The sequence below is a fragment of the Actinospineispora spinosispora DSM 44797 genome, from assembly GCF_000429025.1.
In the GTDB taxonomy this organism is placed as follows: Bacteria; Actinomycetota; Actinomycetes; order Mycobacteriales; family Pseudonocardiaceae; genus Pseudonocardia; species Pseudonocardia spinosispora.
In genome coordinates, this window is sequence record NZ_AUBB01000062.1 from 1 (window position 1) to 22,685 (window position 22,685).

Genomic DNA, 22,685 nt, shown 5'->3' on the forward strand with positions numbered 1-22,685 from the left:
CGCCGCGTCCGCGACCGACATCGGCGATCCCAGCCAGTTGCCCAGCATGCGCGGGGTCCTACTGGGGGTGTCGGCGGTGGTCGCCGGGCTGGGCGGGCTGGTCTACGCGGGCTTCCGACTCTGGTGGGCCGCGCGGAACCGGCCACGGCTCTCGGATGCCGCGCTACGGGAGTTGGCCGGGCGGGCGACCTCCACGACCCCGCCGCTCAGCGACGCCCAGCGGGCGGCACTGAACAACGAGTTCCACCAGAAGTTCCGACCGCGCGGCGACGGCGCACCAGACGCTGATGCGTCACGGGACACGCGATCCGGTCACACACCGGGTGAGGTAGAGCTCAACGGCGCGGTGCCTCAGCTGGTGGCGGCCGCCGTCACCGGCACGGTCGCGCTGCTCGGTGTGCGCGGGTTGCTCACCCGGTTGCGGACCGGTGCCCCGTTGACCCGCACCGATCTGGGTCTGTTGGCCGGTAGCGCGGTGGCCGCGGCGACGACCGCGCTGCTGCTGCCGCTGCCCGCCGCGTTGGGCTACGTCGCGTTCGCGGTCCGCGGCTGGTTCAGCGTCCTGAACAAGTGGGCCCCCACCCCGGCCTGGACCCGCCTACTGGCCAGCAGCCTGGCCCTGACCTGGCTGACCAACCTGAACCTGCACACCCACGCTATCCCCACCGCCGCCGGGATACTCCTCGCGGTCAACGCGATCATCACCATCGCCGACCTCGCGTTCCTGACCCGCGACTACACCGGAGCCCTCAACTCCTGGGCCGGGGCCCCCAAACCCACCACACCCACCGACCCGACCGACCCCGACCCACTACGCACCCGACTGGCCGACACCATCACCAACATCGTGCGCTGGATCGGGTTCCCCACCATCACCACCGCCGCCGCGCTGATCAGCATCCACCTGTTCACCACCGGCGACTATCCACCCGCCATCGCGATCAGCATCGCCACCGCCGGATTCGCCTACCTGGCCTGGCACAACATCGCCACCGGCCTCAACCGACGCCACATCACACCCCACGCCGGACCCGTCGCCCTCACCCTGTTCACCGCCGTCACCGCCTTCGCCCTCATCTCCCTCGCCCCCTTCCCCGCCTACCTCGCCGCCACCACCAGCGCACTCACCGTCCTGACCTTCACCCTCTGGCTCGCCAACCACCTCACCACCACCACCACCCCCGACACCGGGCCACCCGCCCACGACAAACTGATCAACCTGCCCCTCGCCGCCCTCGCGCTCACCGCCGCACCCATCGGCTACGCACTCCACTTCCTCGGCACCGGCCTCCCCCTCGCCGCCTCGGTCACCACCACCATCTGGGGCATCACCGCCGCACTGCTCTGGACCATCAACCGACCCACCCCACCCACCACCCACACACCCACACACACCGACGAAACCCCGACCGACAACCACACCAGCACCACCGACTCCATAGATCCGTTGATCGGCGGCAACCACGATCCGATGTACGGACCCGGCCTCACCCACACCGACAACCCGCTCTCCGGCGCCACAACCCCGACGGACGTCACCAAGTCGTCCGTTGACAGCGCCGAGCAGCGTAGACGTTCAGGAGAGGTGGACCCGCTGGTCGCGGCTCGGGAGTTGTCGGGTGGCCGTGACGGTGACCGTGCGGACGACAGAGATCGTCTTCTGCCCGACAGCACGGAACTGCTGCGGATGCTGGGCCTGGCCCCCCGGGAGCACGAGTCCGCCGATCGGCGGCTGCCCACCTCCCGCGACGTCGTGGACATGCTGCGCGACACCGGTGAGGAGGATGTCGAACTCGGCGGTGTGACACCTGTTTCCACTGCCTCGCCTGGTGTGGTTGAGCTGGGAACGGCGCGCGATCTCAACGGATCAGTGCCTGATGTAGTGGTCAGCGCCGGCCAGGTTCCGTTGAACGGGGTGGTGCCCGGGTTGGTGTCGATCGTCGGCCAGACGCTGGTGGTGGGTGTCGCGGTCGGGGCAGGTCGTTGGTTCTTCCGTACCCCGACCGATGAGTTCGGTAGGACGATCAGGCCGAGTCCCGCGGCCAGGACCGCGACCTCGATCAAGCACGCGTGGGGTTGGATCCGAGGGCCTGATTCCCGGGACTGGCTGCGCGATGCGTGGAAGTCGTTGCGCAGTCCGATCGGGCTCGCGTCGGCCGGTACCGTCGTGTGGCTCACCGCGGCCTATTTCGCCATAGGCCAGTTGTCGCTGCCCGCGTGGCTGGGCATGATCGATTTCCTCGTCGTCGGATTGATCAACCAGCTCCGGTCGATGCCCTCGGTGATGGGCAGCCACCTGCTCAAACCGGCTCCCGGTGAGAAGGTCGGGCGCTGGACGTGGGTGCTGAACACCTTCGCTCCCCTGGCTCAGCTGATGAACGTCTATCTGCTGACGCTTGCCATGCCCTCGCTCGACGGTGTCGATTGGTGGGTCAACGCGGCATTCGTGGTCGCCAATGGTGCGTTCGCTCTCAATGGGATACCGGGGGCGATCGCCACCTGGTTCAAGCGTGCGAACCCGATGAGGTTCACCGAACAGGGCAAGAAGCTCTCCGTCGTGCTCAGCGTGGTGGGGTTCATCGGGGCACTGGCATCCATCCCGCTGATGACCATCCAGCTCACCGAGCCCGCCTACTACCTGGTCCCGACCCAACTCGTGCTGATCTTGAGCACCTACGTGAGCTGGACCGGTGAAGCCACGTTCAACCTCTTCCACATCTACAAATCCGCTCGCAACCCCGAGCACCGGACACCGGAGACGCGCGGCCGGTACTGGGGTGCGTCATCAGGACTTGCGCTGATCTTGTACGGGTTCGTGTACCTGCTGCCGTCTACCTCGGTCCTGACCGCGAGCGCCGCGGCGCTGACCGCGGTCAGCGCCCAGATCCTGTGGTTGATCAAGCACCATGGTCCGCCACCGTCTGAAGCCCCGGGCGGCGAGACGTCGGATCCGTTGAACTACGGCGGACGTCAACCCCGAAACCTGTGGGCGATCGAGGCACAGCTCGTCCAGCTGCTCAACTGGACCGACGCGCTGACCGGAGCGCGCGCGGTCGCCGAGTTCTCCCTGCTGCCCCGACGCTGGGTCGCGCGTTCGGGTGTCAACGGTGTCCGGGTCAACAACGAATACAGCTCGACCCTGCGCGGAATGAGCGAATTGCCCGTCCACGGACGGCTACTCGGGCACTCCCTGTTCGCCGGGTGGGACGGCTGGCTCTACACCGACACGGGTGGATTCGCGCGGTTGACGGAGCTGCGCAGAACCAACCCGAAGGACTTCCGGGCGGTGATGCGGCACGAGCTCACCCACATCGCGCACCCGAACTGGTCGGAGTGGCAGGTCCAGGAGGCCGCTCCGCAACCCACGGGGCTGGGCTCGCTGCTGCACGGCACGCGCCGGATCAACGAACGGGTAGGCCACTACCGGTTCCGAGGGTTGACACACCCGTACGGCGACGTCATCCAAGCACCCGAGTTCGGTTCAACCCCGGTACCGGGGTTGAACAGCCTCGCCCGGCTGCTGGTGAGCAGGAACCACAGCGGGGAGCTGCTCGGCGCGGGCACGTTGATCTGGGCACTCGACCAGTACGGCTACATCCTCACCCACCACAACCTGATCAAGGATGCGACCGCCATCCGGATCAAGCTCGCCGGACGTCACTGGAACGGTGAGCCGCTACCGGAGTTGCCCGACCAGGACAGCGGGCTGCGGATCGTCCGAATCGACCGCAACGAGCACCCGGACGCGGTCCTGCAGCCACTGCAGAGAAGTCACGGCCGCACGGCCTTCGCACGCCCGGTCGCTGTGCTCAGCTTCTCCCGGTCCGACGACCTCGCGCCCGCACACGGGATCACCTACCACGCCGGGTTCATCCTGGACCGCGACCGCAACCCGATGGTGACCGCCGGCTGGGCCTTGAGCCGCAACCCCAGCACGACGACACGCTCCCTCGAGGAGCCCACCGACCTGGCGATCGCCCGCAACCCGTTCCTCGGCTTCAGCCGCGGCGGAGTCATCGGCGCCCCCCTCGTGGTGACCATGATCGGCCCGAACGGCGGGGCACATCAGTCGCTGGTCGGCGTGGCGAAGGGCACCGGCTCCGACCACCCCTACCCGGACAGCGGCGAGTACGTCGATGCCCTGATCGCCGTCGGCGTCCAAGCGATCGACAAGTTCCTCGACGACCAACGAGCCGCCGGACTCGACACCACCCCCACCGGTGACACAACCTCGACGGGCGTCACCAGGTCGTCCGGTGACAGCGCCGAGCAGCGTAGACGTTCAGGAGCGGTGGACCCGCTGATCGCTCTAGACCCAGCGTTCGGCCCCGGAACCCGCGAGCTGTCCGGCCGCGTCGACCACGCCCAACCCGACAGCGTCACCCCACTGAACGGGGCCGTTGCGCCCGGCAACCAGCACCCGCTGGTGCAACGCGTGGTCAAGGAGCTGCGGGACCAGGGTGTGGAGTGGATGCCGCTCGGTGAGTTGACCGAGCGACTGAACACCGACCGCGGCGACCTGGCCAGGCGACTGCTGGGTGTACGGCGCGGCGCGTTGGTCAGGGCCATCGACCGGTCGACCTCGTTGATCTCCGCTGAGCGTGGTGGTCAGCCGGTGGTGATCGCTGTCCCGCACGAGGTGGTGGACAACGGTCTCGTGCTCAGCGCTAGCGGGCTGCTCGAACTCCCCGGGGTGCACCCGGTGGGTGGTCGGCTGGTGGTGGGTGCCGCGCACGGCGGGCCTCGGTTCTCCGACGATCCCCGCGCCGTCGGCTGGGCTGGGCTGTGGGACGTCCTCGCCGGGCTGCCGTCCCTGTCCGGGCAGGAGACGCACATCGAGGACGCGGAACAGCGCCGCGAGCGGATCAGTGAGCTCGTCACTCTGCTCAGGGAGGGGTGGCCGGCGCGGGGCCGCTGGGAAACCGAGGGCGCGCTGCAGGTCCATCGCGTCCATTACGACCGACCGATCGGCGTTCTGCCTGGCGACGGGCGGCCGGCGACCCGACTCGACATCGTGACCGCACGGTTGTCGCCGGGCCTGAGCATGTTGCGCAACATGTATCCGGTCGGCTCTGATACCCGCCCGTTCTATGGGCGGGACGATCTGTATACCGCCACCGGTCAGGCCCGGCCGGCGCTGCGGGCACAGCTGGTGAACGAGATCGCAATCGTCGAGCTGCTGACGGGTCTGCCCTCCGACGGCGGCGCGAAGTTCGCCACCCTCACCGACCTCGCGGCGAGGCTGGGCCGGTCCCGAGAGGCGTTGTTCCAGGCCGCGGTCAACTCCTCGCGGCTGTTCATCGAGGCAGACCTGACACCGTCGTCGATCGTGCTGACGCCAGAAGGCGGCATCGAGGTCGGGGTGTCCCCGCGCCTGTTCACCGAACCGCACACGACCGGCACGACCGAAACGCTGATCGCGCTGGCGCCAGGTGGCATCGACGCGACGGTCTCCACGACCATCGAGCACGGCGTCCAGGTCATCCTGTGGGACCGGACCACCGACCGCCGCCTCCGGATCACCCGCCCGCACACGCTGGTCGGGCGCGATCCGAACGCCACCGTGCGGTTGGCGGAAGGGCCTCCGGTACACGCTGTGTTGGTCGTCGCCACAGACACCGACGGGCTCCACCTCGACCTGGTGGACCTCAGCGCCGAGCACCGAATCCTGGAACTCGCCGACGGTGACCAGGTCCGAATGGGCGGACACCTTTACCAACTGAGCATCACCCGACCCAGCCCCGAGCTGAGCGCGGGCTCGCAGCTGCCGGACAGTCGGGAACTCGGCGGATCGGTGCCCGAGGGTGAATCCCCGCTGACCGCCGCCGGGCGCGGCAGCGTCCACGGTGGCGGCGGTGATTCGGTGTCGCCTGCCGGCCGGGTCCGGGAGCTGGGTGGTATCGGCGCTACCTCGTTGGCGGCAGGCATTGGGACTGTGAATGGCGAGACCTCGATCGGGCAGGCGCGAGGTCCGCCGGCACCGTCGAAGGCAACGACATCCTCGGGCACGTCTCGGGGCACACCATCCGGACACACACCGGGTGCGATCGCACCGGCGAACTCGACCGGGCACCACACCGCGATGCCGGACGTCCTCGACCGGACCGGCGCGATCGTGTTGAGCGGTTCGTCGGTGGGGTTGCGTGGGATTCAGTTGTCCGGACGGCCGCTGGACAGGGTTCAGGTGGGGAGGGTCGGTCAGGCCCTCAACCGCAATCAGGTATCTGAACTGACCGATTTGCGGTCGTTGGCGCGATGGTGGCGGGAATTGGAGTCGGGGCTGCCGCTACCAGACGGCGTGCAGAGCCTGCGCCAGGTCGACTCGAGAGGCTGGCCTGACGAGGTGCTGGCGGTCGAGCAAGATGGGCACGGCACGCTGCCGAGGGCCGTCGCCGAGGAATTGCGCCAGTTGTTGTCACCCAGGGAAAGGGCGGCGTTCTTCAGCGAGCTGTTCAACCCGACGGGTCGGCGGTTGCCGAGCTTGGCGGCCATCACCGTGTCTCGGGCGTTCGACCTGCTCTACACCAGCGGGCGCGGTATCGGACCGCGCACCTTGGCGCGGCGGCTGGGGCTGTCCGCACTAGGGATGTCAACCGGGCGACTCTTCGACGATCTTCGGACCTCGCCGTGGACGAACAGCCTATTGCTGGGTCGCCGACCGTTGCCCCCGCCCATCATCGCGGGTGCCGTCGACTATCTGGGTAATGACCGTTTCAGTCTGCGCATCGACGCCGCCGAGGTCGCCAAGACCGATCCGCCCTCGGCCTACTTCGATGAGGTGTGGGTCGAGAACTACACCCGTTTCGCGCTGGACACCCTGCCTGCCGTGGTGAATGCGCTGCTGCTCGACGGTCGCCTGCACATCGCGTTCAGCGGCGGCGCCACGCTCGGGGTCGTCGAGCAGGCGGCGCGGACGCTGACCGAGCTGGGTATGGACGTCACCCGCGCCGCCTCGACCGGTATCGAGGCGGAAAAGAGACGAGTCGCCGAACCCGGCCGGTTCGCCACCGCCTACCGCGACGGCGCGGACCAACGACACAGCCACCGCCGAGAACTACTGGCGATCCCCGACGCCAGCAGCTGGGACCTCGCCGCGGTCGCCACTCGCGCGGGCCGTGACTACCAACTCGCCGAGGCGTTCGATATCCGCGCCAACGCCACCACTGACCTCAACGGCAGCACTCCGCTCGACGTCGTTGCGGGGATTGTCTTCTCTGGTGTGGGGTCAGGTTGGGAGTCGTTGCTGGATTGGTCGCCGCTGATGCCGGCGGCGTTGTCCTCGGCGGTTGTCGGAGGCTGGATCGCCTCAGGCTTGATCAAGCGCGTGCGGCAGTCGGCGCAGGTGGCGAGCGCGCGGGTCGGCGTACTCGCCGGGATCAAGGACGGATTCGCCGCTGATGCCGTGGCTCGGGTGCAGCGTCGGATCGAGGCGAACGCCCCGGCGTTGAGTCAGGCTGATTCCGTTCTCCGGGCCGCCGAAGCGGTGCGCGATCACGCTGTCTCGGTCGGGGCGGCGCGCTCCGCGCAGTGGAGCGAGACACGCCGACAGTGGGCGGCGGCGTGGGAGTCGCGGATCACTCCGCTCGACCCGGAGCTGCGGGGGCTGTTTGCACGGTTGGTAGCGGTCGTCGAACCGGGAAGGCTCGACGCGGTATTGGTCAAGGTCGGGAATCGGGTCGCCAATTCCAGTGGCCTCGACGTGCCGGTCGACGTGCTGTCGGGAATCGCCGCCACGTTCCCCGGCTGGCATCGCCACGTCACGGCCGGCCGCACGGGCACCGTCCCGCTGGAGGCGGACAACAGCGAGCTGGTCCAAGGCATCGAGAGGGAGCTGGCCCAGGCACTGGTGGGGCTGGCGCATGCCGGTGCGGGCCTCGCCCCGCTGCGCGCGCTGCACCAGGCGAAGACAGCGGATTACCTCGCCGCTGAACAGGCCCGCCGCGACGTGGCCGACGCCTGGGCTGCCCTGCTCGGCGCCGGGGAGGCGGCCAAGGTGCCACAGGCCGAATTCGACGACGCCTACCGCGAGTTCACCACGATCCGCCGGACGGCCAGAGACCTGGCCGCGCTGGTAGACCCCGACACCCGCAACTCCCTGGACTGGACCGACCACGACCGGATCCCCACGCACGCGGTAGCCGAACCCCAACCCATCGCTGACCGCGCCCACCGCGAGGCCCGCACCGGGCTACCCGGACTGCTCAGCCGCGCGGGTGAGCTGTTCGACAACACCCACACCCTGCCCCAGCTGTGGCACCAGGGCACCCCTGGACGGATCCTGCTGGCCACCCTCACCGCGGGCGCCGCCACCTTCACTGCGCTGTTCGCCACCGCTGTCACCGCCGCTGTCACCGCCACCGCGATCGGTCTGTCCGCCGCACTCCTCACCACCCGCCTCGGCCCCAGGCTGACCACACACGCCCCGACCACAACCACGAAGACCAACGCACCTGGCCCTGGCTACGTCGACCCCGAATACGGCCACGACAACACCGTCACATCACCCGCCCCGGCCGCGCTACCGGGCACATCACCCTCGGCGGCTTCTACCCCAACCCGTCACGGGGCCGGGGTGGATCCGCGGATTTCAGGCCGGTCAGCGGCTGTTGAGCTGAGTGGGTCGGCGCCCCGAGGAGTGCGGCTCCATCGAGTTACCGGGCTACGTCACATCCGAACCCTGAGATCGGACCTCGACAACGGCCGAGACAAAGTGATGCAGATGCGGGACGACACCGGGCAGCTGAAGGTGGTGAAGCGTCGGGGGTCGGAGAACTGGCGGGTTTCGTCACTGTGGTCGGTGAACGGAGCGATCCAAGCGGAGCTGCAGGGCGGGCTCACTCATCAGCCGGTGCTGGCCACTGCCGGCGAATCGGTGCGCGCCAAACGACTCCGTGGGTGGCTACCCGGGTCTCGTGAAGTAATCAGCAGGGGCGAACTCTTCGAGTTGAGCAGCTACCTGCGTGGCGCACCACTCGGACTAGGCAGGATCAGTCCTGTCCGGCTCGCGGATGTCTATGACTGGATGGCGACAGAACTCGTCCTGCATGCGTCGCTCGGAAACTATGACGCAGCCACCATCGGCAATGAAATCATCGTCAGCCTTGGCAACGAGTACGACGAATACAACTATCTGAAGTACTCGACCGATTTCGACGTGGCAAGTCGATACCTGCGCCCGGACTCAACGTTGCCGATGATTCTCATCGAGCTGCTACATCAATCACCCGAGATCTACGGCATGTCAACCGTCGAGGAGTTGAGGCAGCAGCTCGGGCAGTTCGTGCTGGCGGGAGATGCCCGGCTCGTCTGGCTACCGGACAGGCAGTCACAGCTGATATTGGAGAAAGACCTGGAGTGGGCAGACACCGCGGCGCGTAGCGGCAAGCTCGGAACCGACCTCCTGCACCACCATGCCGGAGCCAGGGAGAAGGCGAGTGAGTGGTCCGGGCTGGGCAGTCTGGACCGCCGGGCATTCCATCTGGATCAGGCCCGGCAGCGGGCGGAACGAGCCCAGTCCCGCGCGGTACACCCTGTGGGCGCAGCCGACACCGTGTCCGATCTGCTGCAACAGATCGAAGACGGTTGGGACACCTACGTCCATTCCGAAGACTTCCGCTCAACCCCCGAGAACGAGCTGTGGAACGTCAGCCTGGTCCACCCCGGTTCACCGGCCCGACCGCTGTCCGGTGTGACAGCCGCATCGACGTCCGCGCCTGCCGAAACACCCGCCACACCGGGTACCGCGCCGATCAGGGCACCTGCCGGCGACGCCGTCAACCTTTCCGGGTCGGTGCCGGGGTTGCGTGGGATTCAGCTATCGGGTCTGCCGTTGGGTCAGCTCGAGTTGTGGAGGTTGGGTAAGGCTCTGGCGGCGTCTCGGGGGTTCGAGACGACTGATTCGCGGTTGTTCGTCCGGTGGTGGCGGGAGTCGGGGACATCGGCGCCGCTACCGAGGATGCAGAGTGTGCGCCGCCACGAAGAACTGGCTGTGCCTGTCGGGGTGTTGCTGGCCGAACACGGCGGTCATGTGGAGTTGCCTCGGGTGGTGGAGCGGGAGTTGGAGCAGTTGCTCTCGCCTGGGGAACTGGCGGCGTTGTTCGCCGAGGCGTTCAATCCGACCGGCCGGCCGCTGCCCTTCTTGACGGCGGTGATCGCGTCGCGGGCGTTTGACGAGTTGTACCGTCGCGGCCGGGGTCTGGGGCCGCACGCACTGTCCCGGCGATTGGGGTTGTCCCCGCTGGGGCTCTCGACCACGGCACTGCGCGAGGCACTGAAGACCGCGCCGTGGGTGACCGCGTGGTGGCTGAATGCCGGGCTGTTGGCCTCACCGATCGTTGAGGGTGTCGTCGAATATGTGGGCGGGGACCGCTACCGGCTGAGTCTGGACGCCGCCAAGACCCCGAAGGCCGGCCCGCCCTCGGCGTACTTCGATGAGGTCCGGGTAGCGAACTACACCTCGTTCGCCCGTGACACCTTGGCCGACGCGGTGGCCGCGTTGCTGCGCGGAGGGCAGCTACACATCTCATTCGCCGAGGGGATCGGCCCGGTCGAGGCGCAACGCGAGGCCGACCAGGTGCGGGAGGTGCTGGGCAGGTTGGGGATGGACGTCACCCGCGCCGACCCCATCGGTGTCGACGGGCGCAAACGCGAGGTCGTGGAACCGGGCGAGTTCGCTACCGCCTACCGCGAGGGCGCCCGGCACCGGCGGACCCAGGTCCCCTACCTCCGTGCCCTGTCCGACACCACCGACTGGAATTTGAGCGCGGTCGCCGGCCGGGTGGGCTACGACCACCGACTCGCCGACGCCTACACCGAACGCGCGGGCGCCCTGGCCTACCCCGCCACCGCACTGTCCGGTGACACACCCCACGCCGGCACCGACCCAGCTGCTGATTTGCGGGAGGTACAGCGGGAGCGGTTGCAGACCAGGTCGTTGTTGAGGCAGGTGTCGGTGATCGTTTTCGTGTTCACCGCCTCGCAGGTGGCGTTGGGGTGGATCGCGGGTTCGACCGCGGTGTATGTGGACGCGGTCGACAATCTGTTCGGGTTGGTCCCGGTGTTGCTGTCGGTGGCCACGGTGCGGGTGGCGTGGCAGAACCTGGATCGGGTCGCGGTGCGCACGGTGGCCGTGGGGATGATGTCGGTGGGTTCGGCCCTGGACCTGTCCACGTTCTTCAGGTCGGCCGAGCAGGCCAGTACGTTGCATGCGTCGTTGACGGTGGTCGCGGGTGGGCTCAACCTGGCGGGCGCGATCTTGGTGGGCCTTGCCTATCTGCGCGGTACTCCGCCCGCGGCCCCTGCGGATATGGCGGTGGGTACCTGGGCCCGTGTCCGCCCTGGTACTCGAGCCGCGGCGGATTTGGCCAAGACGACTGATCCGGATGAGGCCGAGTCGAAGGGTGAGACATCGACCGCGGAGGCGGGTTCCACTCAGGCCATCGCGGATGCGATCAATTCGGCCACGGTCGTGGGGTCCGGGTTGTGGCCGTTGTTGGGTGTGCCGCTCGCGGCGTTTGCCGACATCGTGGCGACCCGGGTCGGATCCTCGGTGTTGACGTTGATGGGGATGGGGGTGTACTCGGGGCGGGAATGGAACCTGCTGACCGCGGTGAAACACCCGATCGTCACACTGCGCAAGATCGGTTACTCGATCCGGTTCTTCGTCACCAACGTGGTGACCACGGCGTTGCACCCGAAGACGCTGTGGGACAACACGGTCGCGGGGATCCGGCGAATTCACGCGGAATGGCCGTTGTATTCGGTCTTCCGTCAGCGCGAAGCGGTCGCGTTGAGTATCGCCGAGCTCACCGCCTCGGGGATCCCCCCGAAGCGGCTGGCCAAGGCACTGGCTCAGGTGGATGCCGGTAGTGAGCGGTTCGTCCGGGTCGGGGACCTGATCGTCGACCGGATCGCGGTCGGGCAAGACCCCCGAGGTATGACCCTTGCCCAGATGGAACGGGCCCGGTGGCGGCTGACCCACGATGAGGCGCGCAGGGGCCACAAGTTGAGCTCGCTGGCCGGGTTGGCCGGAGTCGGTGAGGAGACTCTGGCCGGATACGTGTACCTGGACCCCGATTACATCGACCCGCTACGCAGCCCCCACGCCGGCACAGCGCGCACCGCCACAGCCGGCGATGCGGCCGCGCCGCTGTCGGGCACTCCACCCTCGGTGGGTAGTCAGTCGTCCGCGTCGCGCACCCTTGACGGCGAGACCCTGCCCGACGGCCCCTCACGCGCGATGCGACCGCTGGATTACCGGCGCATGGCTGAGGGTGGAGCGCTCGCACTCGCCGAGGGTTTCCACACCGAAGAAACACAAGTGGTCGATGAGATGGCGTCTCGGCTGTCGGATCCGGCCACGTGGTCCTTGGTCGTCGTGGGCGGTGCCGCAGTCGGGCACCTCACCGAGGTGGCAGCCCGCTTCGGTGGCTTCGTGGTCATCGATCCGCTGGCACCCGATCTCCTCGATGCGCAGGGTGCGGGACGCTCGCCGACGGTCATCCGGAAACCCTTCGACAAGGTGGATTCGACCGAGCTGCCCGCCACACCGACGCTGTGGCTCTTCACGTTCAACGTCTATCCGTACCTTGACCACCCGCTGTCCACGTGGCGCGGGCTCGCGGCGGACGGTGATATCGCGGTCATCACGACGTGGGCGTCCGGAGAACAGGCCAAGGCCACCCGCGCCGCCTATCTGCGCCACGTGTTCCCCGAGCACGCTCGCCGGGAGCAGTCAGCCGCCTCGTCGGTCGAGCCCGCGCGAGTGCGGGAAGACCTCGACACGGCCGAGCTCGCCGCACGCATCGAGTACCTGCCCGGCACGATGGTCGACACCGTTGTCCTGCACCGCTCTCTCAACCCACTCAGCGTCGACCTGAGCACGCCGGCGGGTGCTACTGCCGCACCCGCGTCCCGGAGCTCCGGCGATGTCGCCGAGCTGTCCGGTTCCAGCCCGCCTGTGGTGTGGGCCTTCGGTGGGTCATCCCAGCAGGGCCAGCGGACGTTGCCCGCCCCGGTGATGCGGACGCTGTGGGCGGACGGGGCGCGCCTGCCGAAGTCGGCGATCCGATTGACGGGCTATTCCCAGGAGCGGGCCGAGCGGGTGCGGGTCGTGAACCGCGGCCGGCTCCGCGACGCCGGGATCGCGGACTCTCTCACGGATGCACTGTTCGGCTTCAGCTTCACGGGGATCGCCGGAGACGGCTTGACCGGGCTGGTCGCCGAGCCGCTGTGGCGAGCTATTGCCCTGGCCAACGCAGAGATGCTGGACATCGCCTGGTTGGATTCGGCGCTGGGCCTGCTGGAACGCCGCCTTGCCGGTGCCCCCGACGGCCAGAACACCGCCGTGGCGCTCGACCGCGAGCTGGCGGCCGCCTGGCAGCGGGCCGTGGCGGTCAACTCCGGGCTGAGCCGTTCGGCGCTCGAGTCCAAGGCACGGAATCTGGCCGAACAGTTCGAAGCGCGCGCCGGCTGGAGCGCCGAACCGGTCGATACCGCGGTGTGGCTGATCACCGCCTGGAACCTGCGAACCCGCGCGCGGAGGCTACCTGCGCACGAGCCCGTCCGGGCGACGGTACTCGAGGCCGTCGATGACGACCTGATCGCCAAGCTCGGGAAACTGCTCGAGCGCAACAGCAACGGTCTGCCCCTGTCCTTGCCCGTACCGGATCGGCTCGCCGCCCACACCCGGTGGAATCCCGAGGACCAGCGAGCGCTGGACGCCCTGATCGTGGCCGCCGAGGAGCTTGCCGCGGCCGGGCTCAGGGTGACCTTCGATAACTACCAGGAGTGGGCAGCCCGCATGCGGGCCGAAGACGCCAAGAGCTGGTACCCGTCACCGCAGAGCCTGAACAATCGTTGGGGTCCGTGGCCGGCGCTGCGGGCGCTGGCCGCGATCCCCGATTCCGCTACGCGCCTGGCCACCGCTCGACAGCTGCTGAGCCGCACCCGCGACCAACGAGCCGACTGGGCGGCCGGCTACTGGGCCGACCCCGCAGCCGCATCGCGGACTCCGGTCCCGTCCGCGCGCCCCGCCGCACCCACGCCGGTCAGGCTGCCGAGCGGACGCGACACCACAGCGATGCTGCACGCCCTGGTAGACCGACTCACGTCGAGTAGCGGCTACACGCCGGCCGAACTGGCCGACTTCGCCGCGATCGCATGGGTGGACATCGAGGATGCGGCCCATGGCGCGGCCCAGCACAGGCGCGCCTTCACCCGGCTCACCTATGACAGTTGGCGAGCCTCTCACCCGAACGTGCGCATTCCGTGGGGGAGCAGCCTCGAGGGTCGATTCGGCGACTGGCCCACCATCGCCGAAGTCGCCCGGATCGCCGACCCGACCGAGCGTGCCCAGCGTGTATTGCAGATAGTGGCCGGCCGAGCCGCCCAGCGCGTGCCCACCGTCCCGCGACCTCGGCCGGCCCCCTCCGAACCCGGCCCCACCATCCAGCGGGACACCGTCGACACGGCACCTGAGCTGCAACGAACCTGGAGAAGGTGGCAAGACTTCTCCCCGATCGAGCGCGAGCTGGTCCGCGGTCAGGTGAACCCCGACCACGTTCGAATCGCACCCATCCGCGCGTTGCGGGCGAGTGGCCACACTGACCTGAGATACGGGATCGCCGTTGTCGACCGAGGTTCGATCGTCCTTGCCGCCGAGCCACTCAGATGGGTCGCCGCTCTGACGGTCAGCAATACCCTGCCGTCCACCTGGTTGGCCGAGATGCTGGACGAACTGCGTGGTGGCGGTACATCGCAACTGACCGAGAGCACGTTGACCCAGCGGCTGCGCAAGGCGCGGGCCGACGTCGCCGAGCGAATTCCAGCTGCCCCGCCGTGGGCCCAGGCGCAGCGGCTCACAACGGCGGTTGCCCGGCTGGCCCCACTGGGTTCGTACACGCCAGCTGCCCGGACCGCGTCGCTGCTGGCCGAGGCGATGCTCAGCCGGGTATCCGACCAGGACCGTCGCGCTGAGTATGAACGCCTCATCGATCAGCTGTGGGACTACCTCGACAACTCCGGCTGGCACCGGTTCCCAGCCGCCGGCCCGGCGGAGAACCGCATCGCCCCGCTGAACGGCGAGACGCCGGACGAACCGTCGAAGGTCGGTTCGGCTCGGCGGGAGATGCCGACCGGCCGGACGCTGCTCGCCGGGCTCGGCTTGGCGGTTCTCGGGCTGCTCACCGCACCCGACATCGCACACGCCGCCCCCCATACCGACGCACTGCTGGCGACCGCGACCGACCCCGGGAATTCGTCGTGGCTCACCGGACTATGGGACTGGATTCAATACGGCGGCGACCCCAGCCAGTACAGCAGCATGGGCGGCGTCCTACTCCGGATCCTGGCAGTGATCGCGCCGCCGGCCGTGCTGGGATTCGTGGGCTGGGAAATCTGGTCGACCAAGTTCTCCACGCGCCGCGGTTCGCTTGACTACCTGACTTTCGCCCAGCTCCGTAATCGGAACCTCATCCATGCGCACGATGACCTGATCACGCCGAGATTCCAGGGCATCGGACCGCTGTTCCTGGGTCTCGAATTGGAGTTCAGATTCCCGATTCGGAAGCTGGTGCGCAACGTCGAGGCAGCCGTCCAGCACCTGGGCGGCGTGGGCTACGTCAAGGAAGACCCGTCGATCACCCCTGGTATCGAGGTCATCACCCACCCGCTGTCCTATGCCCGGATGATGGAGGCGTTCCCCTGGGCCATGCTCGACGTGCTCAAGCGCGGCGGGGCCAGCGTTCGCAAGACCGGCATGCACGTCCACGTCAGCCGCGCCGCATTCTCCTCCGCCGAACACAGCTACCGCTGGCTGAGGTTCTGGTACTCCAACGCCGACCAGATCAGGAAGCTCGCCCGCCGGGAGTCCGACGAGTGGGCGAGATTCCGCAGCCCCGATCCGTCCACCCTCCGGCAGTACTCGCAGGGAGCCAAGGGCTGGACGCGACACGAGGCGATCAACACCAAGAACGACGACACCTTCGAGGTGCGGGTGTTCGCGAGTTCCCTGGACCCGCAGGAGATCCAGGCGGCGTTCGGTCTGGTGGCGGCAACGGTGGAGTACACCCGCACGTTGAACGCGACAGACGACATGCCGGACAACGTGTGGGACTGGTCCAGGTTCGTGACGTGGCTCGAAGACCACCCCGAATACGCGCCGCTGCAGCGCGAAATCCGCAAACGGCTAGCCGGGCAGGATCAGTCCACCCGCAGGGACACCACCACACCGACCCCGCACTCCGCCGCCGGTGACACCCCGCTGAACGGCAGTACGCCGACGCGCTACCGCCAGATCAGAGATGACAGCACGCAACTACCCGCGCGGGTCCGGTCGATGCTGCCGTCCGTCGTGCTGGTGCACACGTTCGACGCCGAGGACAAGGACGGCTACCAGTCCACCGGGGTCGTCGTCGAACCGGACACCGTGCTGGCGCTCCCCTGGCTCCGGCCGTCGGGTCGGATACTCGTGCAGTCCAGGGGCAGCGACGAGATCGTGCCTGCCGGCGTGGCGATCAACGATCCGGTCAGCGGACTCACCGTGCTGACCGCCGAGACCGCCGCCCGGCCGGTCGACTTCGTCCCCGCCGACGAGCTCGAGCGCGAGCTGGAGCGCGGTGGCGACACCTGGGTCCTCGGCTACGACGAGCGGGGAATCCTCAACGCGTGGCAGGCCAGGGTCACCGCGATCGGTGAGCTGACCATTCAAACCGGAGACTCGGCGCGGCAGGTGGACGCGGTCACCGTCGACACCCCCGCGCCGATGGTGGGCAATCGGGGCGCCCCGGTGGTCCGCGATGACGGCCTGATCATCGGGTCGGTCCTCGGCGAGAGCCATAACGGACTGCACGTGATCACGGTCGAGTCGCTGGCCACCCTCATGGCTGCCGAGGCGAAGGGCGCGGCGACACGGCGCGCGGCCGACCCTGGCCGCCCGGCGACAGCGGCGAACCCGGCACCGGCAGGCCGGCGCTCGATGCCGCACCGCTACCTCCCCAGGCCGATCCAGGTCGTGGTCCGAGCAGAGCCGGGGATCGGCGCCGCGGGCAGTACCGACGCCACACCCACGGCCACGGCATCAACGGTTTCCGACCGTGGCGTGCCGACCAGCGACACGGCAGGCGGCGGCCGCCAGGCCGTGAACCCGTCACCGGGGAACAAGGACCCGCCGTCGAGCCGGTTCCGCCGAGTGTTCGGCCGGTTCCTCGGTGGCACCCTCGCCATCGCGGCCGGGTTGGCCATCGCTCATGGTGGCCCTGAATCCTCCACCGCGATCCCGGCCGCCCTGACGACGGCTCCGGGCACGCTGTGGTCAAGCCAGGAAATCGCCGTGCCCGCGACGGTCGAGCCGACGACGACCGACCTGAGCGACCCCTACCTGGCCGACAAGACCGGGCACGAACCGACCAGCCTGGTCGGACCGCAGTCGCGCACTGGCAGCACTCCACTGGGCGGCAATGCACCGACGGCAGGCCCCGGTATCGACGCCGCCGGAGACCTGGCCACCGTCACCGTCCGGGGATCGTTCCAGGACGATGAGCTAGACCAGCTCGGACCGGAGGTGATCAACAGCTTCGTCACGCACGCCAGGCGGCTGGTCGCCAAGCTGCCCCAGATCGTCGCCGACCTCGTCCGGGCCAACCGAGATATCGCCGCCAACGAGCTGCGTGTCTTGCTGCACACCCAAGGCCTCTACCTGAGCGACACCTACCTGGCTCAGCTGGTCGCCGACGCGAACCTGACCTCGGCGACCAGCCTGGACTCCCCTCGCGCCTCGCTGAGCACCCTGGCTGAACGGCTCGCTGGCCCGGGTGCGGCCGCGAGCGTGCAGGCCGGGGCCAAGGTGCTGGTCGCCCACGCCCTCACCGAGGACTACGTCCCCGGCCTCAGCCAGCTCCGTGGGATGAGTCTCACCCGATTCGACGCCCTGCTCACGACGCTCGGCATCACTGACCGAGAACGGGCCGCCGTGCACGCGCTACTAGACGCGCTGCCCGACGGGGCCCCGCTCTCCGGCGATACTCCGGTGCCGCCGCTGGATGGCGGTGTCGTGCGCCCAGCCACGACCGGGCTGTCCGGACAGACGCCGCGCACCCTCGACGGCGAAACACCGCGCAGCGGGACGAGTCCGGACGCTGGGACGCGAGTCCGCACGCTGAGCGGCGGTGCGGTACCGATTGCTGCCGGTGGAGTGGTGCGAGCGCTGGGTGAGGGGTGGTTCCGGTTCTTGGATCACATGGGGATGTCGGGTCCGCGGCTGCCGTCGACCCGAGTCGATGTCCGTTTCATCCAGAGTCAGGTTCGGGCTCGTGCTCGGGCGCGTGAGGTAGTCGCTGCGGCCGCGACGGTGCTGGCGGCAGCGCGGGCCGAGTTCACCGCTCGGGATGGATGGGTCGGTGGGTTGGCGGCCGGGTTGGCCGGGTTGGGGTCGACTCCCGGTGAGATCAGCCAAGGGTTGGCCGCTGGGTTGGAGTTGCCCGCCGAGGTGGTGGCGGACCGGCTGGGCCGTTCCGCCGCCAAGGCGGCCGTGGACGCCCTGGTGGGGCTGCCGACTCAGGTAGCCGCGGCGGTGCACTCGGAGCGGATGTTGAGCCGTGTCGGGTTGCACACCCACGTCGAGGCCCATGACGCGGTGTTGGCGGCGGCGCGGTCGGCGACGGCGGAGTCGGCGGCCCGGTTGGCGGCCGCGGAAGCAAGGTATGGGCGCGCGGTCGAAGCGGCCCGGTCGTTGGGTGCGGTCGAGTTCGCGGCAGGGCAAGCAGAGCCGGCTGCTCCGCAAGTGCGGTCGGGTCGGCGGTTCGGCCTCGAACTCTGGTACGAGCTGCGGTTGTACTTCTCGTTCGTCCAGCGTGCAATCGATGCGGGGGCGGATCATCAGTTCGGCTCGGAACGCGGCCAGGAGGTCACTTCCGAGGTGCAGGGGTTCCCGCATTTGCGGCTGCTGCGTCCACCGGACCTGCAGAAATATCGGGAACAGAAGGCCGCGCGGAAGGCTGCACGGGCGATCCGGGCGTTGTCGAAGTCGAGCTTGCAAACGAACCCGCACACATTGCGCGGGGTGCTGCCGCGGACGTGGAGGTGGGCAGACCTGGCCAACGCCTGGACCCGATTCAAGGCCTGGGTGTGGAGCCGGTGGTGGGAACCGGCCGGTCAGTTCGCGCTCCTGGTCATCGAGGTCGCCTCGGCAAAGGTCACGATCCTGGACGGCCCGCACGGGTGGTTGCCCAAGATCGAGGCGAAGGCGTCGGTGGCGATCTCGGGCGGTCCCGGCGAGGACTCGCTGCGCCGCCCGGCCGAGAAGATCCGTTCGTCCTGGATCTGGGGATGGTTCCTGTATCCCCGCTCCGCGTTGTCGTTCACCTGGCCGTGGATCCGGATCGACGCGATCTTCTTCCCGTGGTGGTTCACCGGCTACAACGTGGTGCCGATGGTTCCCACCCCACATCTGGGTGGCGGTTGGCATCCCTGGGCCCGCACCGTGAACTGGGCGCTGGCCCACGACGGAACCCTGTGGGTGCAGAACCTGTTCCGCGCGTTCCTGTACTTCCAGATCGGTATCGGTATCGGCCTGCCCGGCATGGACGGCAACCTGCTGGAACTACGGATCTCGATCGTCAAAGCCGTCGTTGTGTGGAAGGGCGTCGCCCACGAGTTCCACTTCATCGAAGGGCCCTCCCGGCAGGTGGGCCGGATCGTTCGAGGTCTCGGTAGACAACTGGCCCCCCTCACCCCCACCTCGCTGCTGAGTTTCCTCCGCGAGGCCCACACCCGGTTCCGGATTCGCGCCGAAGCGCGCCACTGGATCGAACTCGCCGGCGCCCGCAACCGCATCCGCGCCGCGAACGACTACCTACAGAAAGAAGCCGCCTGGCTGAAACAGGAACTGCAACGCGTTTTCGAGCTCCAACTCGCGACCTCACGACCCGAATCCACGTACTGGACCAAACAAGGACTCCTGCCCTTGGTCAGATTCACCCTGGGCTCCCCCAGCCTCGCCGCCCGCGCCGCATCCGAGGGCAGAAGGCTCCGATCAAACCTGAGCCGGATCAACAGCTCCATCGACACCAACAACAAACTCATCAACCAGATCGAGGAAGAGCTCCACGAACTCAACCCCACCGGCGTCACACCACTCCTACGCGCACCGCTCAACGGCGACTCCTCCACATTCGCCGCATCCGGCGTTCGGCCACTCAGCGGTTCCGGCTCGACGGTGCCCCACACCGCGATATCGGATGGTGTCGATCACGCCGGCGTAGTGGCCCCGTTGGTGGGGGCGAAGACGGCGAACGCGCCGCCGGGTCTCGGTCCGGTGTCTCATAGTGGGCAGCCGCTTTCTTTGGGTCAGCGGTTGGCGGAGGTATACCGACGACTCGACCTGCTGCCCGCGGCGACGAGCGCCGATCAGGCGGTCACCCAGCTCAACGACACGTTGACGGCGGTCGAGGACGAGTACAGCGGCGTGCCGGCGAACCCGAATCCCGGGTTGAAGTTCGACGGCCGCATGTATCCGCCACGCGAAGACTTCATGACACGCACCCTCGAAGGAGCGATCACCGCCACCACCAAGGGCAACGTGATCCACGCATCCCCCAACGGTGCACTGCGGATCCCGAGCCGACGCACCGGCGAAGCGGTCTACCGCCGAGACGGAGCCACCCCCGTCAGTAGCGCAGCCGGTGAGGCGGTGCTGTCCCCCGATGAGAACGACGGTCCCACTCGGGACGACTACACACCGAGTGAGGTGAAGCTCAACGGCACGGTGCCTCAGCTGCTGACGGCCGCCGTCACCGGCACGGTCGCGCTGCTCGGTGCGCGCGGGTTGATCACCCGGGTGCGGACCGGTGCCCCATTGACCCGCACCGACGTGCACGATGGCCCCGTCGAGACCACCCCTCTGGCGGGTGACGCCGCGATGGAGCCGTTGGTGGGTGCGACGGAGGCGAACACGCCGCCGGGGTCCGTGGATTCCTCTGACACCAAGCCTGCCGCCGATATTGATGTTGATGCGGTGGTGGCTGGGTTGCGGGAGGCGCAGCGGGAGCGGTTGCAGACGCGGTCGTTGTTGCGGGCGGTGTCGGTGGTCGTGTTTGCGTTTACCGCTTCGCAGGTGGTGTTGGGGGTGATCGCGGGGGCGACCGCGGTGTATGTGGATGCGGTCGACAATTTGTTCGGGTTGGGTCCGGTGTTGTTGTCGGTGCTCGCGGCGCGGGTGGCGTGGCAGAAGCTGGATAAGGTCGCGGTCCGGCTGGTGGCCGCGGGGATGATCAGTGTGGGTTCGTCCCTGTTCCTGTCCACGTTCTTCAAGCCGGCTGAGGTGGCCAGTACGTGGCATGCGTCGTTGACGGTGGCCGCGGGTGGGCTCAATCTGGCCGGCGCGATTCTGGTGGGTCTGATTTATATCCGGGGTACTCCGCCGACGGCCCCGGCGGGTATGCCCGCTGGTACCTGGGCTCGTACTCGGCCTGGTACTCGGGCGTCGGTGGATCGGGCGGACACCACCACCACCGCGGCTTCGTCGACCTCCCCCACCACGACACCCTCCGGGTCGGCTGGTGCCCGGATCGGGCGGCGGATCAGTGCCCGGATCGGGCAGTGGGTGATGAAGGTGGGTGCTCCGTGGCGGGCGGGTGCTTCGGTGGATTCGGCCAAGACCGCTGATGAGGAGGGCGAGACCTCGGCGGCGGAGGCGGGTTCCACGCAGGTGATCGCGGATGCGATCAATTCGGGCACGGTGATCGGGTCGGGGTTGTGGCCGTTGTTGGGTGTGCCGCTCGCCGCGTTCGCCGACATCGTGGCGACTCGGTTCGGGTCCGGTGTGTTGACGTTGATGGGGATGGGGGTGTACGCGGGGCGGGAATGGAACCTGTCGACTGTGTTCAAACATCCGATCACCACGCTGGGCAAGATCGTCTACTCGATTCGGTTCTTCGTCACCAACGTGGTGACCACGGCGCTGCACCCGAAGACGCTGCTGGATAACACGGTCGCGGGTATCAGGCGGGTTCGCGCGGAATGGCCGTTGTATTCGGTGTTCGCGGCGCGGGAAGCGGTCGCGTTGAGTGTCGCCGAGCTCGCCGCTTCGGGGATCGATCCGGAACGACTGGCCAAGGCACTGGCACAGGTCGATGCGGGTAGTGAGCGATTCGTCCGGGTCGGAAATTTGATCGTCAACCAGATCGCGGTCGGGAAAGATCCCCGAGGGTTGACTCTCGCCCAGCTCGAGGACGCCCGGTGGCGACTGGCCCGAGATGAAGTAGCCCGAGGCCACAAGCCTGTTGTGGTGGCCGGGTTGGCCGGAGTCCGCCGGACCACCCTCGACCGCTGGCTACAAGCCCCCGACCCCGACTACGCAGACCCCCTCACCGACCCAGCCACCCACATCCAGCTCAGTGGGGAGGTACCGCTCACCGGGGATGCGGTGAACGCTTCGGTCAACGATCGGTTCTTCGGTGCCGGGGCCGATGAGGTCAGTCCACCGGTTGTGGCGGCTCGGGGGCGGTCGCCGCCACTGCGCACGGCAACGACCGACACCGGTGCTACCTCACCGGGACGCATCGCCGCGACGGTGTTCGCCGGGTTCGGCCTTGTGGCCCTCGGGCTGCTCGCCGTACCCGACGTCGCGCACGCCGCCACACATGCCGACGCACTGTTGGTGTCCGCCGCGTCCGCGACCGACATCGGCG

1 protein-coding gene is annotated in these 22,685 nt (G+C 68.4%); it reads left to right on the forward strand.

The window, feature by feature from the left end:
• Positions 1-22,685: hypothetical protein (locus G406_RS57870; RefSeq protein WP_037078057.1), on the forward strand; the 22,685-nt coding region annotated here is incomplete at both ends.